Origin of the sequence: Streptomyces sp. GDS52 (assembly GCF_052246875.1) — a bacterium.
Lineage (GTDB): Bacteria > Actinomycetota > Actinomycetes > Streptomycetales > Streptomycetaceae > Streptomyces > Streptomyces cathayae.
The window spans coordinates 3,609,078-3,628,730 of the sequence record NZ_CM125966.1; the positions used below are offsets into that span (position 1 = coordinate 3,609,078).

Genomic DNA, 19,653 nt, shown 5'->3' on the forward strand with positions numbered 1-19,653 from the left:
CACGCAGCGCATCGACAGGAGAGACCCTCGTGCCGAAGTCACGTATCCGCAAGAAGGCCGACTACACGCCCCCGCCGGCGAAGCAGACGACCAACCTCAAGCTGACCAGCAGCTCCTGGGTCGCACCGGTGATGCTGGCCCTGTTCCTGATCGGCCTGGCCTGGATCGTCGTGTTCTACGTCACCGACGGCCAGCTGCCCGTCAAGGAGCTGGGCAACTGGAACATCGTGGTGGGCTTCGGATTCATCGCTGCGGGCTTCGGCGTCTCGACGCAGTGGAAGTAGCGCTGAGCAGTACGGCCCCGCCCCAGCCCTGCCCTGAACCGCCCGGCGGTTCAGGGCAGAGTTGTCCACCGGATCCGGGCAGGGCTGTCCACCGAGTTATCCACAGGCATGTCCACAGCATGGGGAAAAGAAACGACGATCTGTGGATAACCTGTTGGAGATTGACGCCGGTGTGACAGAAGCACCAGTAACCGAAAGCGCGTTCGCACGATGCTGACCTGCGGAAACACGGGTCAGCGACAACGGGTACAGATGTTCCTGCACACTGTGCACAAGATCCGGCACGGACTGTGGACAACCGGTGCTCAGGCGAGCTGGGCCGTCCTCAGCAGGGTCATCAACACGACCACGGCAAGAACCAGTGCACAGGTTCCATACTGGATCAGAGCCCGCCGCTCGCGCGAGGCGTGGACCATGGCGTACCCGATCACCACACCGGCGACGAGCCCTCCGACATGGGCCTGCCAGGCGATGTCGAAGCCTGGGCTGAAGGTGAAGACCAGGTTGATCACCAGCAGGACGATGATCGGCCGTATGTCGTAATTGAGCCGGCGCACCAGGACGGCCGTCGCACCGAACAGCCCGAAAATGGCGCCGGAGGCACCGAGTGAGGCCGTGGTCCCCGGGGCCAGCAGATAGGTCAGCGCACTGCCCGCCAGGCCCGAGATCAGGTACAGCGCGAGATAACGGGACCGGCCCAGGGCCTGCTCGAGCGGCCCGCCGAGCCACCACAGGCCGAGCATGTTGAAGCCCATGTGCCAGATCGCCTCGTGCGTGAACATCGAGGTGACCAGGCGGTACCACTCGCCCTCGGCGACGCCCTCGACGGGGCCGAGCGGCGGCCAGGTCCCGATCAGCACGAGGCGGCCCAGCAGCGACGGCCAGACATGCACCGCGACGAACACCGCGGCGTTGATCCCGAGCAGGATCTTGGTGATCAGCCGGGGGTCCCCGGCGACGGTGCCGCCGGCGATCGTGCGGGGCATCGAGGCGGCTGGTGCGGGCCCGGCGCCCGGGCCTCCCCCACGGACGCATTCGGGGCACTGGAAACCGACCGAGGCGCTGACCATGCACTCGGGGCAGATCGGGCGCTCGCAGCGGGTGCAGCGGATGCCGGTCTCGCGGTCCGGGTGGCGATAGCAGACCGGGAGACCGCGGGCGTCCTGCGGGCTGCCTGCAGCCTGGTCGTCCATGGGATCCCCTAGGTCGTGTGGAAAAAGCCCCGCCCCGCCCATCCTTACGGATGAGCGGGGCGATTGGTTCCCTCTGGGGGCTTTTCGCACTCCTGGGAGGGGGCAGGGCCGTACGCGGCCCTTGCGGTGCGCTCAGCCCTCGCGGATCTCGACCGACTCGATGACGACGTCGTTGACCGGACGGTCGGTCCGGGGGTTGGTCTGCGTGGCCGCGATGGTGTCGATCACCTTCTGGCTCGCGGCGTCGGTGACCTCGCCGAAGATGGTGTGCTTGCGGTTCAGCCACGCCGTCGGGGAGACGGTGATGAAGAACTGCGAGCCGTTGGTGCCCGGACCCGCGTTGGCCATGGCCAGCAGGTAAGGCTTGTCGAAGCGCAGGTCCGGGTGGAACTCGTCCTCGAACTGGTAGCCGGGGCCGCCGGTGCCGTTGCCCAGCGGGTCACCGCCCTGGATCATGAAGCCGCTGATCACCCGGTGGAAGACCGTGCCGTCGTAGAGCTTGTCCGTGGACTTGGCGCCCGTCTCCGGGTGAGTCCACTCCCGCTCGCCCTTGGCGAGCTCGACGAAGTTCTTGACGGTGATCGGCGCCTGGTTCGGGAAGAGCCGGACCTCGATGTCGCCGTTGTTGGTCTTCAGGGTGGCGTAGAGCTGATCAGCCACGATGTACCTTCCGTCGTCTTTCCGTAACTCCCCGATCCTCGCACGGACGGGGCGTGCAGTCGCCCGCCGCCCGTTCGCAGGAGGGCAACAGGGCCGAACCGCTTGCAGAAAACCGGGTGAGTCCTTCCGTGACGGGGGCACTCGGGAACGATCCGTGGCACTGTCGACGACAAGCTCCCGTTCTCCCGTATTCATCCGCTATTGCACTCGATCAGCGCCATCAGCACCCGTATGCCCCTCCGCACATGCCCGGCAGCGAGGCGGAAGGCATGATCCGTAAATGGGTGGACAGTCGAAGAACGTACGCCACCGAGGAGGAGGAACCGTGACCCGCATCGACAGCGTGCGCGCCGCGACTGATTCGGCGAAGGACAGCATGCTCCATGCCGCGGAAGTGGTGGCGCCCTACGCCGACACGGCCAAGCTGAAGGCCGCGCACTACGCACAGGAGGCGCGCGTACGGCTGGCGCCCAAAGTGACCCAGGCCGCGGGGCAGGCCCTCGTTCAGTACGGCGCCCATGTGCAGCCGTATCTGGAGCAGGCCCGGAGCCATGTACCGCCGAAGGTCGATCTGGCTGCTCACGAGGCCGCCGTCCGGACCCGTAAGGCCGCTCAGCAGGCGGCGGACTATTCCCGGCCGAGGATCGAGCAGGCCCGGGCCGCCGCCGGTCCGGCACGGGACGAGGCCGCGGCCCGCAGTGCGGCGGTACTGGCCGCACTGCGCGGTCAGGTCTCGGCCGAACAGATCAACAAGCTCGTCCGCAAGCAGCGGCGGCGCGCGAAGGCCGGCCGGGCCGCGAAGGTGATCGTGGTTCTGGGCGCCGTCGCCGGCGGCGCGTTCGCCGCCTGGAAGTGGTGGGACAAGCAGGCCAACCCGGACTGGCTGGTGGAACCACCGGCCGCGACCGACGTCGGGGAGCCGGGCACGCTGTCGTCCGTGGACGGCAGCCGCGGTTCCAGCCTCGACCCCGAGGTCCGGGTGAAGGAGGCCGAGGAGGAGGCCGCCAAGCGCGACGAGCAGCCCTGACGCTCGGGCGGCATCGAAAGATCTCGGTGCCGGCGGTCTGTGGCATCCCTCGTCTGCGGTATCAACAGCCTGGCGGGGCGGGAGACTTCAGCGTCTTCTGCCGTGCCGGGCTGTTTCACGTGAAACAGCCCGGTGAGCCTGGAGCCCCGGCCCTGGAGCCAGGACCCCGAAGGCTCCCCGGAGCCGTGACGCCAGGCTCCCGGAGCTACTGAGCAAGAACCCCTCCCATCTGCTTTCCGCAGGTGGGAGGGGTTTCCTTGTGGAGCCTAGGGGAGTCGAACCCCTGACATCTGCCATGCAAAGACAGCGCTCTACCAACTGAGCTAAGGCCCCGTGTGGGAAGCGTCCGCCAGGAACAAGCACATCCGGGTGGGCGCCGGAAACAAGAGTACCGGGTCCCCGGGGGGGTTCCGCAAAAAGATTGGGGGTCCCCGTGACCAACCACTCTCCGTAAGATGCTCGGCGTGGTTCGCTACAGCGAACCACGGTTCTCGGGGAAGCGATGGGGAGACGCCATGGACGCCGCACAGCAGGAAGCCACCGCAAGAGCGCGGGAACTGCAGCGGAACTGGTACGGGGAGCCGCTGGGGACGCTCTTCCGTAAGCTCATAGACGACCTGGGCCTCAATCAGGCTCGTCTCGCCGGGGTGCTGGGACTGTCCGCACCGATGCTGTCGCAGCTGATGAGCGGTCAGCGGGCGAAGATCGGCAACCCCGCGGTGGTCCAGCGGGTGCAGCTGCTGCAGGACCTGGCGGGCCAGGTCGCGGACGGCAGTGTCAGCGCGGCCGAGGCGACCGAGCGCATGGAGGAGATCAAGAAGTCGCAGGGGGGTTCGGTGCTCAGCAACACCACGCAGACGACGAGCAGTTCGGGCGCCCCCACGGTCAAGCGGGTGGTGCGGGAGATCCAGTCACTGCTGCGTTCGGTGGCCGCTGCCGGCGACATCATCGACGCCGCCGACGTCCTCGCCCCGACCCACCCCGAGCTGGCGGAGTTCCTCCGGGTCTACGGCGCCGGCCGTACCTCCGACGCGGTCGCGCACTACCAGTCCCACCAGAACTGATCCCCCGGCCGTAGTCGCGGCAGGGGCAGAAGGGGTAAGCACACAGGGGTAAGGCAAGGGGAGATCCCGCCGGGGGAGGAGCGACGCACAGCCATGGGTGAGGTCTTTGCCGGCCGGTACGAACTGGTCGACCCGATCGGGCGCGGGGGTGTCGGTGCCGTCTGGCGTGCCTGGGACCACCGCCGTCGCCGCTATGTGGCGGCCAAGGTCCTGCTGCAGAGCGACGCCCACTCCCTGCTCCGTTTCGTGCGCGAGCAGGCCCTGCGAATCGATCACCCCCATGTGCTCGCCCCCAGCAGCTGGGCCGCCGACGACGACAAGGTCCTGTTCACCATGGACCTGGTCGCCGGCGGTTCGCTGGCGCACCTCATCGGCGACTACGGGCCCCTGCCGCCGACGTTCGTCAGTATCCTGCTCGACCAGCTGCTGGCGGGTCTCACCGCGGTGCACACGGAAGGCGTCGTGCACCGCGACATCAAGCCCGCCAACCTGCTCCTGGAAGCCACCGGTACGGGCAGACCACGTCTGCGGGTGTCCGACTTCGGTATCGCCATGCGGCTCGGCGAACCGCGCCTGACCGAGACCGACCTGGTGGTGGGCACGCCCGGCTATCTCGCGCCGGAGCAGCTGATGGGCTCCGAACCGGACTTCCCCGCGGACCTGTTCGCGGTGGGACTGGTCGCGCTGTATCTGCTGGAGGGCGCCAAACCGGACGCCAAGGCGCTCATCCAGCACTTCGCCGAGCACGGTACGCCCGGGGCGCCCCAGGGCATCCCCGACCCGCTGTGGCAGGTCGTGGCCACCCTGCTGCAGCCGGCACCGCAGGCACGGTTCCGTACGGCCACGGGGGCGCGCAAGGCCCTGGCCTCGGCCAGGGAACTCCTCCCGGCGCCCGGCCCCGACGACGAGTTGATCGAGATCTTCGACCAACTCGGCCCGCTCCCACCGGGTTTCGGCCCGGAAGGCCCGCTGAGGGCGGCTTCGGGCGTGCGCTCGGCCACAAGTCGTCCTGGAGCGGAGGGCGGGGAGACGGGCCGTCCGCCCGGGGCAGGAGCGGCAGGCGCCCTGCCCGGAGACCCCTGGCAGGGCGACCCACCCTCCCGCTCCGAACCGGACCACGGCGGCGCCTCCCCTCACGGCGGCGAGGGCGGCCGTCCGGTTCCCGCGAGCCGATCCACCGCGGACGATGTCGCCGGCACCGGTCCGGCACCGTCCGCTCCGCCGCGTCAGCCCTCCATGTCGGACACCGGCAGCTTTCATCTGCCACCGCCCCAGGCCACGGTCACGTCCTCCCCCGCCCCCGCTCGCCCGTCCCACGCACCCACCCCACCGGGTCAGGGGCAGGGGCGGGTACCGGAGCAGGCGCACGTCCGGGCACAGCCCCAGAGCCTCACACCGTCCCAGCCCCCGTACGGCGCACAGCGGGTGGCCCACGCCGACCCCACTCACCCGCTGCGCTCCCCCCTGTCCCCGCCCTCGTTCCCGCCGTCGGCGTGTCCCGGCCCCGCCTCGCATCGCGCCGATGCCTCCACTGCCGAGTACACCGCCCGCGACCCGCAGGCTCCGTCTTCGGACTCTGCGGTGTCACGGCACAGGGCGACCGGTCGGCGCCGGCGGCGCCGCCCCGGCCCTCCCGCCCGGGTGGCCGTCCCTCTCCTGTTCCTGGCATTGGCCTGCTATGCCGTGGGGTTATGGGCCCTCACGCGGATCTGATGCCCGGATCGTTCCCGGACCGTCCGGGGAGACGGTTCTCCGTCGAGCGGCCACCGTCCACACGGCGAGTCCCACCAGCAGTGCACTGCCGGTTCCGATACCGCCCACCGCGAGCGCCGTCATCGCGGTGCCGTCGTCCGTGGACCGGCCCCGGGCCGCCGCCTCGCGGTCCTGCGCGGTGACCGCGAAGATGCCCGCCGGGGCGGACTCCCCGGCGTACTCCGGCCCGTCCTGCGCCGCACCGCCGACCCGTACCCGCAGCGTCAGCGGGACGGGTCCGTCACCGAAGTCGTCCGCCACCTCCGCCCTGAGGTGGGCGACGAGGTAGTAGGAGCCTGCGAAGCGCATCGCGCCGACCTGAGCGCCGGTGGCATGGCGATTGGCGTACGCGACGCGGGGGAGCGGGGGGAGGCTGCCCGACTTCTGTCTGCCGTCGTAGCCGAGACCCACGTCCGCGACATGCCCGCGTACGGGGTTGTAGAGGTCCAGGTCCAGGGCGGCGGGGACGAACCCGGTGCCGTCGAAGCGCGCACTGCCCAGTTCGGCGGTGGCGTGGAACTGCCGGCCCCAGTCGACGGGAACCTTGTAGAAGAGCGTTTGGCCGGGCCGGATGTCGTCCCGCCAGACTCCCTCATCGAGCGGGGTGGCCTCGGTGAAACCGGCGCCGCCCGAGCGCCGCTGTGCCTTCCCGGTGACGGGCCGGGGCGAGGCGGAGTCCCACTCCTCGGGCGCGGTCGTCGCGCCGGTCCGTTCCAGCCGCGGTTCCGACGCGGTGGTGAGTTCCAGCTCCCAGGCGTCGGGGGAGGCGCCCTTTCCGTCCGGATCGGCGCGTTCGACGGTCACGTAGTACGTACCGGCGTCCTGGCAGAGGGATTTCCTGGGGGAGATCTCGCGCACGGCCGACGCGGCGACCGGGTGCGGGCCGGCGGCGGCACCGAAGGTCGCGGTGTCCACGTCGCAGGAGCGGCCGTCCGCGTCCTGCAGGGACACCTTGACGCCGTCGATGACGGCGGCGCTGCCGTCGCCCGGGGGGACGGCGGTGGCGGAGACGTAGACGTTCGAGCCGGCGTCGAGTTCCAGGAGGTAGTGGATCCTGCCGCTCGCCGGAAGGGTGCTCCGGTAGGCCCGACCGGCTTCCAGCCGTAAGGCGTCGGCGGTGCTCCCCGCCCCGTCGATCCGTTGCGCGCCCTCGGTGAAGGCATACCCCTCAGGAGTTCCAGGAGCCCCGGAAGCAGCCCGGACGGCCTCGGGGACCCCGACAGTGCCGGAAGCCCGGGTGACCGCCTCGGCGGCCCTGGTCCCCGGGAAGACCGCAGAGGCACTGGAGGCGACAGACACCCCCGGCGCCCCCAGCAGCATCACCGACGCGAGCGTCACCACGCCCGAGCGCACGGCAGCCGGTGCTGCCCGACCACGTCCCGCCCGGACGTGCCGCCCCCACGCCCTGCACCGCCGTCCCCTCACGCGCCACCCCTCGTCGTCGCCCGGACGTCGCACCGTGCCCCATCCTGCCCCGCGGACAAGGCCCGTCGGCAAGGCCTCACGACACACAAAACCCCGACCGCGAGCGCGGCCGGGGTCTGTTCAGCGTCGTATGTCGGTACTCACGAACCCGTGGGCACGGAGTCAGTCGCCTCCGTCCACAGATCCTGCTCGGCGCGATCCGCCTGGATCTGGCGGTACACGAGGAGCCCGCCGATGGCGGCCAGTGCGACCAGGAGAAGCTTCTTCACCGCGCGACCTCGTCTTTCTTGACGTAGGGGACCTCTGGCGCCCGACTATACACACCGACCGATACCGATCAGTGACCTGTGTCGGCCGGGCAACTCCCCATCTTTACTGTGCAGTAGGGGCGGAACACATCGACCGGATCAGAGGGTGACCACCCCCGCACAGCCGGTTAATTTGACCATCTCCCTCCGCACTCTTTCACTTTTCTCCCCTCTTGCGACCATCCGGGTGGTGTTCATCTGAACATCGACGCGCCACGGGCGTTGGTCCACCACTTCGCGGCCCACATACACATCATGAGGAAAGTACGCAAATCGCCCGACCCGAAAGTGAGGGGCCATGGCCCGGAACAAGGTCATGAAGCTGTGGACCGCCATCGTCACCGCCCTCCTCGCGCTGTGCACGGCGCTCGGACTCATCACCACCACCGCTTCCGCCGCGGTATCCCAGACCGAGACGACCCGCAACAGCAAGAGCGCCCCGGACATGACGACGCAGGCCGCGTCCGTCCGGCCCTGGTCCCCTACCAGTGCCCTGCCCCCCACGATGAAACAGCGCATCCGCGCGGAGGCCCACGGAGGATCCCCCAGGTGCCGTCACCGCCCGCTCGCGACCCCGGCCCCTGACTCGTCCTCCGCCCCCTGCTCCGACGACACGACGTCCCCCGCAGCGCCCCGCACCGGCCACCTCCCGCTCCAGCGCTGAGCCGCTGGGCCCGCCTGAGCCCACTGAGCCGCTGGGCCCGTGGAGGCCCACCCGCCTCACCACACCCCACCCGTGCCGTTTCCGGCTCCCCCCGAAGTCCCGGCGAACTCGCGTACAGCCCCGACGGCACGCGAAAGGCCCGGTTGCTCGGCAACGAGCAACCGGGCTTTCCCCCTGCCCACACCCGTCGAACGCGTCAGGGCCCGGCCGCCACCGCACCGCACCCCGCCGGCGAACGGTCCGGAGGGAGCGGAGCCCCACCCCTCCCCGCACGCACACAGCACCAGCACTCCCACCCCGCGCAAGGGCACGGAGCAGACCTGGTGAGACGAGATGAGGGTCGGCGGGCCGAGACCGGGCGCACCACACGACGGACGCAGAAGACCCCCCGGCCATACTGGCCAGGGGGTCTCATGATGATGTGGGGCTAACAGGATTTGAACCTGTGGCCTCATCCTTATCAGGGATGCGCTCTAACCAACTGAGCTATAGCCCCGCCGCGCTCTGCGGTACATGTCCCGCGCGCTGACTCCTGAAGATTAGCGCACGACCCGGGCAGTCCCAAAATCGGTTGCCGGAGGACCGTCAGAGCAGGCCGGGAAGCTGCCGGGCGTCGCTCACTCGTCCTCGGCCAGCGTGAGCTCGACGCCGCCCACGAAGCCCGCGGAGAGGTTGTAGATGAACGCGCCGAGAGTCGCCAGAGCCGTTGCCAGGACGACGTCGATGACCGCGATGACCGTCGTGAACAGCAGCACGTTGGGCAGCGACAGGAACGACTGGAGGTCGAAGCCGTTCGACTCGTTGGAGCCCGTCGCCTCGGAGATCGTGCCGCCGACCGTCGAGAAGACACCCATCGCGTCCATGACCATCCACAGCACCGCGGACGCGACGATCGTGCAGATGCCCAGGGCGATGGAGAGCAGGAAGCTGACCTTCATCACCGACCAGGGATCGGCCTTGGCCACCCGCAGGCGCGCCTTGCGCACGCGCGGTGTGGTGCGCGCCCCGGTGCGTGGGCGGCGTACCGCGCCGCCCGGGCCCTCTGCCGCACCGGTCTGCGCCTGGTAGGCCTGCGGCGGGTGGTACGGCCCCGCCTGCTGCTGCGACTGCCGTTCCCCCGGCAGCGGTGAGGCCGTACGATCAGCGGCGCCCTGTCCGGGCGTGCTCTGCTGATGGCCTCGGGTGTCCGTCACAGTTCCCCCCTGGGATCCATGTCTGTCGGACGAAGGCGAGTCCTTGCCGGGCGACTTGATCGCTTTCAGGTTGGTCGTGTGCGGATCTGTCGCCCGCGTGGCAGAGCCACGGCCACCGCCGTCCGTCCCCATACTGGTACCGGTCGGCCCGGTGCCCGTGGCTCCGCTCACGCTGACTCACTCCTCGTGCTACTCGGACGAGGGCGCCTCACCCTCGTCCGTGCCGGTGGTCACGGCACCTTCGTCGGTCTCGTCCACGGCCACGTCGCCGTCGACTTCCTCCGCCTCGCGTCCCGCTTCGGCGTTACGCGCGATGCCGACCACGGCATCGCGCTTGCCCAGATTGATCAGTTGGACGCCCATGGTGTCACGGCCCGTCTCCCTGACTCCGCTGACCCGCGTGCGGATCACACCGCCCGACAGCGTGATGGCGAGGATCTCGTCGGTCTCCTCGACCACCAGCGCGCCGACGAGAGTTCCACGGTCCTCGACGATCTTGGCAGCCTTGATGCCGAGGCCGCCGCGACCCTGGACGCGGTACTCGTCGACGGCGGTCCGCTTCGCGTACCCGCCGTCTGTGGCAGTGAACACGAACGTACCGGGTCGAACAACATTCATCGAGAGCAGCTCGTCCCCTTCGCGGAAACTCATGCCCTTCACGCCCGAGGTCGCACGGCCCATGGGCCGCAGCGTCTCGTCCGTCGCGGTGAACCTGATCGACTGTGCCTTCTTGCTGATCAGCAGTAGATCATCATCTGCCGAGACGAGTTCGGCCCCGATCAGTTCGTCGTCGGAACCGTCCTCCTGCTCCCGCAGGTTGATCGCGATCACACCACCCGAGCGGGGTGAATCGTAATCCTTCAGCGACGTCTTCTTGACCAAGCCCGCCTTGGTGGCCAGCACCAGGTAGGGCGCCGCCTCGTAGTCGCGGATCGCGAGGATCTCGGCGATCGCCTCGTCCGGCTGGAAGGCCAGCAGGTTGGCCACGTGCTGGCCGCGTGCGTCCCGGCCGGCGTCGGGCAGCTCGTACGCCTTCGCCCGGTAGACCCGGCCCTTGTTGGTGAAGAACAGCAGCCAGTGGTGCGTGGTGGACACGAAGAAGTGGTTGACGATGTCGTCTTCCTTGAGCTTCGCTCCGCGTACGCCCTTGCCGCCGCGCTTCTGGGCCCGGTAGTCGTCGGTCTTGGTGCGCTTGATGTAGCCGCCGCGTGTGACCGTGACGACGATGTCCTCCTCGGCGATCAGGTCCTCGATGGACATGTCGCCCTCATAGGGCACCAGCTTGGTCTTGCGGTCGTCACCGTACTTCTCGACGAGCGCGGCCAGCTCCGCGCTGACGATCCCCCGCTGACGGATCGGGGAGGCGAGGATCTCGTTGTACTCGTTGATCTTCGCCTGGAGTTCGTCGTGCTCCTGGACGATCTTCTGACGCTCCAGTGCCGCCAGCCGGCGGAGCTGCATCTCCAGGATCGCGTTGGCCTGGATCTCGTCGATCTCCAGGAGGCCCATCAGGCCCCCGCGTGCGATCTCGACGGTGTCGCTGCGCCGGATCAGTGCGATGACCTCGTCGATGGCGTCCAGGGCCTTCAGCAGGCCGCGCAGGATGTGCGCGCGCTCCTCGGCCTTGCGCAGCCGGAACCGCGTACGGCGGACGATGACCTCGATCTGGTGGTTCACCCAGTGGCGGATGAACGCGTCCAGGGAGAGCGTGCGCGGGACACCGTCGACCAGCGCCAGCATGTTGGCGCCGAAGTTGGTCTGCAGCTCGGTGTGCTTGTAGAGGTTGTTCAGGACGACCTTGGCGACCGCGTCCCGCTTGAGCACGATGACCAGACGCTGGCCGGTACGGGACGACGTCTCGTCGCGGACGTCCGCGATGCCGCCGATCTTTCCGTCCTTCACCAGGTCGGCGATCTTCTGCGCGAGGTTGTCGGGGTTGGTCTGGTAGGGCAGCTCGGTGACCACCAGGCACTGGCGGTTCTGGATCTCCTCGACCTCGACCACCGCACGCATGGTGACCGAGCCGCGGCCCGTCCGGTACGCCTCCTCGATGCCCTTGCGGCCCACCACCAGGGCGCCGGTCGGGAAGTCGGGGCCCTTGATGCGCTCGATGAGCGCGTCGAGCAGCTCCTCGTTCGACGCCTCGTGGTTCTCCAGGTACCACTGGGCCCCGGACGCGACCTCACGCAGGTTGTGCGGCGGGATGTTGGTCGCCATACCGACCGCGATACCGGCCGATCCGTTGATCAGCAGGTTCGGGAAGCGTGCGGGCAGGACGGTCGGCTCCTGCGAGCGGCCGTCGTAGTTGTCCTTGAAATCGACGGTCTCCTCGTCGATGTCGCGGACCATCTCCATCGACAGCTGTGCCAACTTGCACTCGGTGTACCGCATGGCTGCCGCGGGGTCGTTGCCCGGGGAGCCGAAGTTGCCGTTGGAGTCCACCAGCGGCATCCGCATCGACCACGGCTGCGCGAGGCGGACCAGCGCGTCGTAGATCGAGGAGTCGCCGTGCGGGTGGTAGTTGCCCATGACGTCGCCGACGACGCGGGCGCACTTGTAGAAGCCCCGCTCGGGGCGGTAGCCGCCGTCGTACATGGCGTACAGCACACGGCGGTGGACGGGCTTGAGGCCGTCACGGACGTCGGGCAGCGCACGCGAGACGATGACGGACATCGCGTAGTCGAGGTACGAGCGCTGCATCTCCGTCTCGAGCCCGACGGGCTCGACGCGCATGCCGGTCGCGTCCGCGTCCTCGAGAGGCGTGACGGGAGTGTTCTCGTCGGTCATTGCTGGTGAAGGTCCTTCCTGGTGCGGTCAGCTGAGACCGACTCAGATGTCGAGGAAGCGGACGTCCTTGGCGTTGCGCTGGATGAACGCGCGGCGGGCTTCGACGTCCTCGCCCATCAGGACCGAGAACAGGTCGTCGGCCTGGGCGGCGTCGTCGAGGGTGACCTGGCCGAGGACGCGGTGCTCCTGGTCCATCGTGGTGATGCGCAGCTCCTCGGCGTTCATCTCGCCGAGGCCCTTGAATCGCTGGACGGAGTCCTCGCGGATGCGCTTGCCGGCCTGGCGGCCCATCTCGATCAGTGCGTCGCGCTCGCGGTCGGAGTAGGCGTACTCGAAGTCGTCCCGGCCCCACTTGATCTTGTAGAGCGGGGGACGGGAGAGGTACACGTGCCCCGCCTCGACCAGCGGCCGCATGAACCGGAACAGGAACGTCAGCAGCAGGGTGTTGATGTGCTGGCCGTCGACGTCGGCGTCCGCCATCAGGATGATCTTGTGATAGCGGAGCTTCTCGATGTCGAAGTCCTCGTGCACCCCGGTGCCGAACGCGGAGATCATCGCCTGGATCTCCTGGTTCTGCAGGATCCGGTCGATGCGCGCCTTCTCGACGTTGAGGATCTTGCCCCGGATCGGGAGGATCGCCTGGTACTGCGGGTTCCGGCCGGACTTGGCCGAACCGCCGGCGGAGTCACCCTCGACGATGAAGATCTCGCACTTGGTGGGGTCGTTGGACTGGCAGTCGGAGAGCTTGCCCGGCAGGGACGCCGACTCCAGCAGGCCCTTGCGGCGGGTCAGGTCGCGGGCCTTGCGGGCCGCCACGCGCGCGGTGGCCGCCGCGATGCCCTTGCGGACGATGTCCGCGGCCTCGTTGGGGTTGCGGTCCAACCAGTCGTTGAGGTGTTCGTAGACGACCTTCTGGACGAAGGTCTTCACCTCGGTGTTGCCCAGTTTGGTCTTGGTCTGGCCCTCGAACTGGGGCTCGCTCAGCTTGACCGAGATGATCGCGGTCAGTCCCTCGCGGATGTCGTCACCCGTGAGGTTGTCGTCCTTCTCACGCAGCAGCTTCTTCTCGCGCGCGTACTTGTTCACCAGGTTGGTGAGCGCCGCGCGGAAGCCCTCTTCGTGCGTACCGCCCTCGTGGGTGTGGATGATGTTGGCGAAGGAGTACACGCCCTCGGTGTAGCCGCCGTTCCACTGCATGGCGAGCTCGAGGGACAGCTGCTTGTCCTTGTCGTCGGCCTCGAGATCGATCACGGTGGGGTGCACCGGATCTCCCTTGCGGGAGTTGAGGTACTTCACGAAGTCGACGATGCCGCCCTCGTAGTGGTACGAGACGCTCTTGACCTCGTACTTCTCGTCCTCACCCGCCTCGTCCGCCCCGGCGGTGGCCTTCGCCGACTCGCGCTCGTCGACGAGGTTGATCCGCAGCCCCTTGTTGAGGAACGCCATCTCCTGGAAACGCCGGGAGAGCGTCTCGAAGGAGTAGTCGGTGGTCTCGAAGATGTCCGGGTCGGCCCAGAAGGTGACCGTCGTCCCGGTCTCCTCCACCTCCTCGTGCCGGACCAGCGGGGCCGTGGGGACGCCCATCTTGTAGTCCTGCGTCCAGCGGTGGCCGTCACGCTTGATCTCGACGGAGATCCTGCTCGACAGGGCGTTCACCACGGACACACCGACGCCGTGCAGACCACCGGAGACCGCGTAGCCGCCGCCGCCGAACTTGCCGCCCGCGTGCAGCACGGTCAGCACGACCTCGACGGCCGGCTTGTTCTCCGAGGGGACGATGTCCACCGGAATGCCCCGGCCGTTGTCGACGACCCGGACGCCGCCGTCGGCCAGGATCGTCACATCGATCGTGTCCGCGTGCCCGGCCAGCGCCTCGTCGACGGAGTTGTCGACGACCTCCTGCACCAGGTGGTGCAGGCCTCGCTCACCGGTCGAACCGATGTACATACCGGGTCGCTTGCGGACCGCGTCCAGGCCCTCGAGGACGGTGATGGCACTGGCGTCGTACGAGGCGGTGACCTCGCTGTCGAGGGCGGTCGCCTCGCTGTTCACGCCGGTGTCGGTGGACGGGATGTTCTCGTTGGGGTTGCCGGAATCGGCCACGAAGCGCCCTTTCTGGCACACCACGAGCCAGGCTCGGCGGCGGGTTGCCGGAGCGGCTGCGGCATGTTGCGTTGGTAAGCCTTGATCAGCGTTGCTCAGCTTTTCCCGGGCGGTCCCCACGGTCGGGGCGGGATTGCTCCCAGTCTACCGGTAGCTCGGACATTGATGGGGGTTTGCCGGTGCCTGAGTCCGCATGTGCCGCCCTCAACCGGTCTCGTCCGACTCCCGGTATACGGATGGGGGCTCCAAGAGGCTCACGAGGGCACCCAGCGCTTCCGACCGTCACCCCTTGGCTACTTAGGAGTCAGGTGGCGATCGCGCACCTCGCCCGGTCGTACGACGAAAGGGGCACCGGCGGACCGAACGCACTCCCGAAAAGCCCCGATGTGACGTCGATCACCTTGTCCCGGGCGGCCCGGAAGAGGGCTCCGGGTCACCCGTACGTGTCCCCGGGACCGGTGCTCCCGGGAGCCCGCAGCAGGCCGTAGCGGCGTGCGGGGCCACCCGGTCCGTTGACCTTGATCAGCCTCACCGTGCCGTGGCCCAGGTCCTCGTTCAGCCGGGCGACCAGGGTCGGGGCGAGCAGCCGCAGGTTCGTCGCCCAGGCCGTGGAGTCGCAGCGCACGAACAGCACCCGCTCGTCCTCGTCGTAGCGCTCCGGCTCACAGTGCTTGGCCACGTCCTCACCGACGATTTCGGGCCAGCGCCCCATCACCCCGCCCACCGCGGCCGGGGCCTCCCAGCCACGCTCGGTGAGCAGCCGGTTGATCGCCGCACCGAGTGCCATGGGATCGCGCCGGTCGCCGCGCGCGCCGGAGCGCAGGCCACCGCGCCGTGCCTGCTTCTTCTGCTGCGCCGCATCCCCACGCGCGCGTGCCGCCTCCTTGGCCGCGCGCAACGCCACGCGCGCCAGGTCGACCCCCGAGGGCTCAGCAGCTGCCCCGGGCACCCCCGCGGGGGGTCCGTCGGGCCGGTCGGGCTCGCTCATACCCGCCGCACCGTTCCCTCGGCCACGACGCACCGCGTCCCCGCCAGCGCACGGGGAACGTCGTCGTCGACGGCCGCGGTCACCAGGACCTGCTCCCCCGGCGCGACGAGCTCGGCGAGGCGCTCGCGGCGGCGCGCGTCCAGCTCGGCGAAGACGTCGTCGAGCACCAGCACCGGCTCGTTGCCCTCGGCCCGCAGCAGGTCGTAGGAGGCCAGGCGCAGCGCCAGGGCATAGGACCAGGACTCGCCGTGGGAGGCGTAGCCCTTGGCCGGCAGCTGGCCGAGCTTGAGCAGCAGATCGTCCCGGTGCGGGCCGACCAGGGTGACGCCCCGGTCGACCTCCTGCTTGCGCGCCTCGGCGAGAGCCGCCGACACCTGCTCGAACAGGTCCTCGCGGGTGTGCGCCTCACCGGGCGCCGACGGCTTGTACTCCAGGGCGACGGGCCCGCCGCCCGGTGCGAGCTGTTCGTACGCCTTGTCGGCGAGCGGCTGGATCGCGGCGATCAGATCCAGCCGCTGAGCCAGCAGTTCGGCACCCGCACGCGCGAGATGCTGGTCCCAGACGTCCAGAGTGGACAGATCCATGGTGCGCCCGCCGTGCCGACGGGCCAGCGCGGCCGACTTCAGCAGCGTGTTGCGCTGCTTGAGGATCCGGTCGTAATCGGAACGGACACCCGCCATCCGCGGGGAACGGGCCGTGATCAGATCGTCCAGGAAGCGGCGCCGCTCGCCGGGATCACCCTTCACCAGGGCGAGATCCTCGGGCGCGAACAGCACGGTGCGGACGATCCCCAGCACGTCCCGGGGCCTGACCTGTGAGGATCTGTTGATACGGGCACGATTGGCGCGGCCCGGGTTCAGCTCGAGCTCGACGAGCTGCTGCCGCTCGCCCTGCCGGACCTGGGCCCGGATGATCGCTCGGTCGGCGCCCATGCGCACCAGCGGGGCGTCGGAGGAGACACGGTGGCTGCCGAGTGTGGCGAGATAGCCGACCGCCTCGACGAGATTCGTCTTGCCCTGCCCGTTGGGGCCGACGAAGGCCGTCACCCCCGGGTCGAGCGGGACCTCGACCCGGGGATAGGAGCGAAAATCGGCCAGCGACAGATGCGTGACGTGCATGATCGTGCGCCGACCTCCCCCGGCGTTGTGGACCGTCGTGCGGTCCTGCGGACGACAGCCAGGGATGCCCCGTGGCTGCTGCTGTGGCCTCTCTCGGCCGCTCTGTGGACTACTTCTTCTCGACCGCGTGCCCGCCGAACTGATTGCGCAGCGCCGCGATCATCTTCATCTGCGGCGAGTCCTCCTGGCGGGAGGCGAACCGCGCGAACAGCGACGCGGTGATCGCCGGCAGCGGGACCGCGTGGTCGATCGCGGCCTCCACAGTCCAGCGTCCCTCACCGGAGTCCTGTGCATAACCCCGGAGGTTGTCCAGGTGCTCGTCCTCGTGCAGCGCGTTCACCGCGAGATCGAGGAGCCAGGAGCGGATGACGGTGCCCTCCTGCCAGGAACGGAAGACCTCCCGGACGTCGGTCACCGAGTCGACCTTCTCCAGGAGCTCCCAGCCCTCGGCATAGGCCTGCATCATCGCGTACTCGATGCCGTTGTGGACCATCTTGGCGAAGTGGCCCGCGCCGACCTTGCCCGCGTGCACCGAGCCGAAGTCGCCCTCCGGCTTGAGGGCGTCGAAGACCGGCTGCACCTTGGCGACGTTCTCCTTGTCGCCGCCGTACATCAGCGCGTAGCCGTTCTCCAGGCCCCAGACGCCGCCGGAGACACCGCAGTCGACGAAACCTATGCCCCTGGCCGCCAGTTCCTCGGCGTGCTTCTCGTCGTCCGTCCAGCGGGAGTTCCCGCCGTCCACGACGACATCGCCGGGCTGGAGCAGCTCTGCGAGCTCATCGACGGTCGACTGCGTCGCCCGGCCGGCCGGGACCATCACCCAGACCACGCGCGGGCCCTCGAGCTTGCCCACAAGTTCTTCCAGGCTGTGGACATCGGCGAGGTCCGGGTTGCGGTCGTATCCGACGACGGTGTGGCCCGCGCGGCGGATCCGCTCCCGCATGTTGCCGCCCATCTTGCCGAGGCCGACGAGACCGAGCTCCATCAGTTGTGTTCCTTAGGTTGCGACGTGGCATGGCGGCACGGACGTGCCGCGGCACTTACGTACCGACACGACCCTAAACCCGGGCGCTCACGCACATCTGTGGGCATACGCGCTCATGCGCACGCCCTCACCTGCGGCTTCGCTCACGGCCACTTCCGGGCCCGGCTCTGGCCGGTATCCACGATCCGGTGTCCACCGGGCCCGGAAGGACTGTGCACAACTGTGGACTGCCGGGGGCAGCCGCGGACGGGTGGTACGACGTCAGCCGCTGAGCCGCACCGGCATGATCAGGTACTTGTAGGCGTCGTCCGCCTCCGCGTCCACCGCGGGCCTGCCGCTGAGCAGCGCGGGCTTGGTGGACGTGGTGAACGACAGCTGCGCCACCGGGGAGTCGATGGCGCTCAGACCGTCCAGCAGGAACGTCGGGTTGAAGGCGATCGAGATGTCATCGCCCTCCAGCTGGGCGTCGACCCTTTCCACAGCCTGTGCGTCGTCACTGGAGCCGGCCTCCAGGATGAGCACACCCTGCTCGAAGCTGAGCCGCACCGGGGTGTTGCGCTCGGCGACCAGGGCCACGCGCTTGACGGCCTCCACGAAGGGGGCGGTCTCGATGACGGCGACGCTGTTGAACTCGGTCGGGAACAGCGTGCGGTACTTCGGGAGGTCGCCCTCCAGCAGCCGTGTGGTGGTGCGGCGGCCCGCTCCTTCGAAGCCGATCAGGCCCTCGCCCGCGCCCGAGCCGGACAGCGCGAGGATCACCTGGTCGCCACTGGTCAGCGCCTTGGCGGTGTCCAGGAGCGTCTTCGCGGGCACCAGGGCGACCGCCGAGGCCTCCGGGTCCTCCGGCTTCCACAGGAACTCGCGGACCGCGAAGCGGTAGCGGTCGGTGGAGGCCAGCGTCACCGTGTCGCCCTCGATCTCGATGCGCACACCGGTCAGGACGGGAAGGGTGTCGTCCCGGCCGGCCGCGATGGCGACCTGCTGCACGGCGGAGGCGAAGACCTCACCGGGGACGGTGCCCGTCGCGTTCGGCATCTGGGGCAGGGCCGGGTACTCCTCCACCGGCAGGGTGTGGAGTGTGAATCGCGAGGAGCCGCACACCACGGTCGCCCGTACACCGTCTGTGGAGATCTCCACCGGCCGGTTGGGGAGCGCGCGGGAGATGTCGGCGAGCAGACGGCCCGAGACGAGGACGGTGCCCTCTTCCTCGACCTCCGCCTCCACCGAGACCCGTGCGGAGACCTCGTAGTCGAAGCTGGACAGGCTCAGCTGCCCCTCCTCGGCCTTCAGCAGCAAGCCGGCGAGGACCGGCGCCGGCGGACGGGCCGGGAGGCTGCGCGCAGCCCAGGCCACTGCCTCCGCGAGTACGTCGCGTTCCACCCGGATCTTCACCGTAAGCCGCCTCCTGCTGTTGCCGGCGTTCTCACGCCCTGCTTCGCCTTCGTCGTCTGCCTCGGTGTCGTCGGCCTCTGTGAGGGAAGGACACCGGGGACCAGTCTGACGCACTGCACTGACAGTAGGTGCCCCTCGGGGTCAAGTCATGACGAGCGGCAGTCGGCGTCGAACCGGCAAGTTGTGCACAGGACCCTCTTCGAAGCGGATTCCTCACTCTCTCTAGTTGGGAGTAGTAGTAGGGCCTGTGGATACCGTGGATAACCTCGTTTTCCCAGCTCAGGGCCAAGATTTTGTCCACCGGGCCTGTGGGCGGAGGCGGTGGACAACTCGGGGTTTCTGTGGAGAACAAAAAGTTCTGCACACTCCGTCCCCAGGGAGGGGCGAGTTCTCCCCAGCTCCGTCCCCAGGTTTGCCGGGCTTTCCCACAGGCAGCCGCGGCACCCTGCTGTGACGCCTTTCACTCGACCCGGTGAGGAGGCGGGCGGCGTTGCCGAACAGTGGACAGGCGTGTGGAGAAGTGCCTGATCACTGGGGACAACCGGCCTCACCCTGTGGGTTGCCGGTGGAAAACTTTATCCACAGCCTGTGGATCACCGTCTCGTCCACAGCCTGTGGAGATCGTTTGTCCACGAATCCACAGCCGGTTGACCTGGCTCGATGGTGCCCCAACAGGCAGGGCTGTGGATAGTTTCGGGACAACTTCGCAG

General features: G+C 68.9%; 16 protein-coding genes and 2 tRNA genes. 5 read left to right on the forward strand and 13 right to left on the reverse strand.

What is annotated here, in order from left to right:
• Positions 1 to 29 precede the first annotated feature (29 nt).
• Positions 30 to 284 (forward strand): cell division protein CrgA, encoded by a 255-nt coding sequence (gene crgA, locus ACTWJ9_RS16390; RefSeq protein WP_279334973.1) that lies wholly within the window; start codon positions 30 to 32, stop codon positions 282 to 284.
• 305 nt (positions 285 to 589) lie between these two features.
• On the opposite strand, the gene ACTWJ9_RS16395 is transcribed toward crgA, so the two are convergent.
• Together ACTWJ9_RS16395 and ACTWJ9_RS16400 are read right to left on the reverse strand one after the other, a co-directional pair.
• Entirely contained in the window at positions 590 to 1,477 is an 888-nt protein-coding gene (locus ACTWJ9_RS16395; protein WP_279334974.1) for a rhomboid family intramembrane serine protease, read from the reverse strand.
• 132 nt (positions 1,478 to 1,609) lie between these two features.
• On the reverse strand, positions 1,610 to 2,137 hold the full coding sequence (locus ACTWJ9_RS16400) for a peptidylprolyl isomerase (protein WP_109376611.1): 528 nt from the start codon (positions 2,135 to 2,137) through the stop codon (positions 1,610 to 1,612).
• A 325-nt stretch (positions 2,138 to 2,462) separates the two neighbouring features.
• Between ACTWJ9_RS16400 and ACTWJ9_RS16405 the strand changes: the two genes are divergently transcribed.
• Entirely contained in the window at positions 2,463 to 3,164 is a 702-nt protein-coding gene (locus tag ACTWJ9_RS16405; protein WP_279334975.1) for a DUF5324 family protein, read from the forward strand.
• Between the two features lie 260 nt (positions 3,165 to 3,424).
• On the opposite strand, the gene ACTWJ9_RS16410 is transcribed toward ACTWJ9_RS16405, so the two are convergent.
• A tRNA-Ala gene (locus ACTWJ9_RS16410) sits at positions 3,425 to 3,497 on the reverse strand.
• 182 nt (positions 3,498 to 3,679) lie between these two features.
• Here ACTWJ9_RS16410 and ACTWJ9_RS16415 point away from each other — a divergent pair.
• Positions 3,680 to 4,228 (forward strand): DNA-binding protein, encoded by a 549-nt coding sequence (locus tag ACTWJ9_RS16415; protein ID WP_279334976.1) that lies wholly within the window; start codon positions 3,680 to 3,682, stop codon positions 4,226 to 4,228.
• A gap of 93 nt (positions 4,229 to 4,321) precedes the next feature.
• Entirely contained in the window at positions 4,322 to 5,941 is a 1,620-nt protein-coding gene (locus tag ACTWJ9_RS16420) for a serine/threonine protein kinase (protein WP_387038048.1), read from the forward strand.
• Here the strand turns inward: ACTWJ9_RS16420 and ACTWJ9_RS16425 are convergent.
• Together ACTWJ9_RS16425 and ACTWJ9_RS16430 are read right to left on the reverse strand one after the other, a co-directional pair.
• Entirely contained in the window at positions 5,918 to 7,300 is a 1,383-nt protein-coding gene (locus tag ACTWJ9_RS16425; protein ID WP_443295891.1) for a hypothetical protein, read from the reverse strand. The genes ACTWJ9_RS16420 and ACTWJ9_RS16425 overlap by 24 nt on opposite strands.
• 245 nt (positions 7,301 to 7,545) lie before the next feature.
• Positions 7,546 to 7,674 (reverse strand): DLW-39 family protein, encoded by a 129-nt coding sequence (locus ACTWJ9_RS16430; protein ID WP_003999697.1) that lies wholly within the window; start codon positions 7,672 to 7,674, stop codon positions 7,546 to 7,548.
• Positions 7,675 to 8,011: 337 nt separating this feature from the next.
• Here ACTWJ9_RS16430 and ACTWJ9_RS16435 point away from each other — a divergent pair, with 337 nt between their 5' ends.
• Positions 8,012 to 8,377 carry a DUF6344 domain-containing protein gene (locus ACTWJ9_RS16435; protein ID WP_387038046.1) on the forward strand — a complete coding sequence of 122 codons (366 nt, stop codon included), beginning with the start codon at positions 8,012 to 8,014 and terminating at the stop codon, positions 8,375 to 8,377.
• A gap of 422 nt (positions 8,378 to 8,799) precedes the next feature.
• Here the strand turns inward: ACTWJ9_RS16435 and ACTWJ9_RS16440 are convergent.
• The 8 genes from ACTWJ9_RS16440 to dnaN all read right to left on the reverse strand — a co-directional run bounded on the left by ACTWJ9_RS16440 (position 8,800) and on the right by dnaN (position 18,943).
• Positions 8,800 to 8,873, reverse strand: a tRNA-Ile gene (locus ACTWJ9_RS16440).
• Positions 8,874 to 8,994: 121 nt separating this feature from the next.
• Positions 8,995 to 9,741, reverse strand: coding sequence for a DUF3566 domain-containing protein (locus ACTWJ9_RS16445; protein WP_279334979.1), 747 nt, complete (start codon positions 9,739 to 9,741; stop codon positions 8,995 to 8,997).
• Positions 9,742 to 9,759: 18 nt separating this feature from the next.
• Positions 9,760 to 12,357, reverse strand: a complete 2,598-nt coding sequence (gyrA, locus tag ACTWJ9_RS16450; RefSeq protein WP_279334980.1) for a DNA gyrase subunit A — start codon at positions 12,355 to 12,357, stop codon at positions 9,760 to 9,762.
• 42 nt (positions 12,358 to 12,399) lie between these two features.
• A complete protein-coding gene (gene gyrB / locus ACTWJ9_RS16455; RefSeq protein WP_279334981.1) occupies positions 12,400 to 14,460 on the reverse strand; it encodes a DNA topoisomerase (ATP-hydrolyzing) subunit B in 2,061 nt (686 codons plus the stop codon).
• A 433-nt stretch (positions 14,461 to 14,893) separates the two neighbouring features.
• A complete protein-coding gene (locus ACTWJ9_RS16460; RefSeq protein WP_279334982.1) occupies positions 14,894 to 15,448 on the reverse strand; it encodes a DUF721 domain-containing protein in 555 nt (184 codons plus the stop codon).
• A complete protein-coding gene (gene recF, locus ACTWJ9_RS16465) occupies positions 15,445 to 16,566 on the reverse strand; it encodes a DNA replication/repair protein RecF (protein ID WP_279334983.1) in 1,122 nt (373 codons plus the stop codon). Before recF ends, ACTWJ9_RS16460 begins: the two co-directional genes overlap by 4 nt.
• A gap of 109 nt (positions 16,567 to 16,675) precedes the next feature.
• Complete coding sequence (gnd, locus tag ACTWJ9_RS16470) at positions 16,676 to 17,551, reverse strand: phosphogluconate dehydrogenase (NAD(+)-dependent, decarboxylating) (RefSeq protein ID WP_279334984.1); 876 nt, start codon at positions 17,549 to 17,551, stop codon at positions 16,676 to 16,678.
• A 261-nt stretch (positions 17,552 to 17,812) separates the two neighbouring features.
• Positions 17,813 to 18,943 (reverse strand): DNA polymerase III subunit beta, encoded by a 1,131-nt coding sequence (gene dnaN / locus ACTWJ9_RS16475; protein ID WP_109376586.1) that lies wholly within the window; start codon positions 18,941 to 18,943, stop codon positions 17,813 to 17,815.
• Positions 18,944 to 19,653 lie beyond the last annotated feature (710 nt).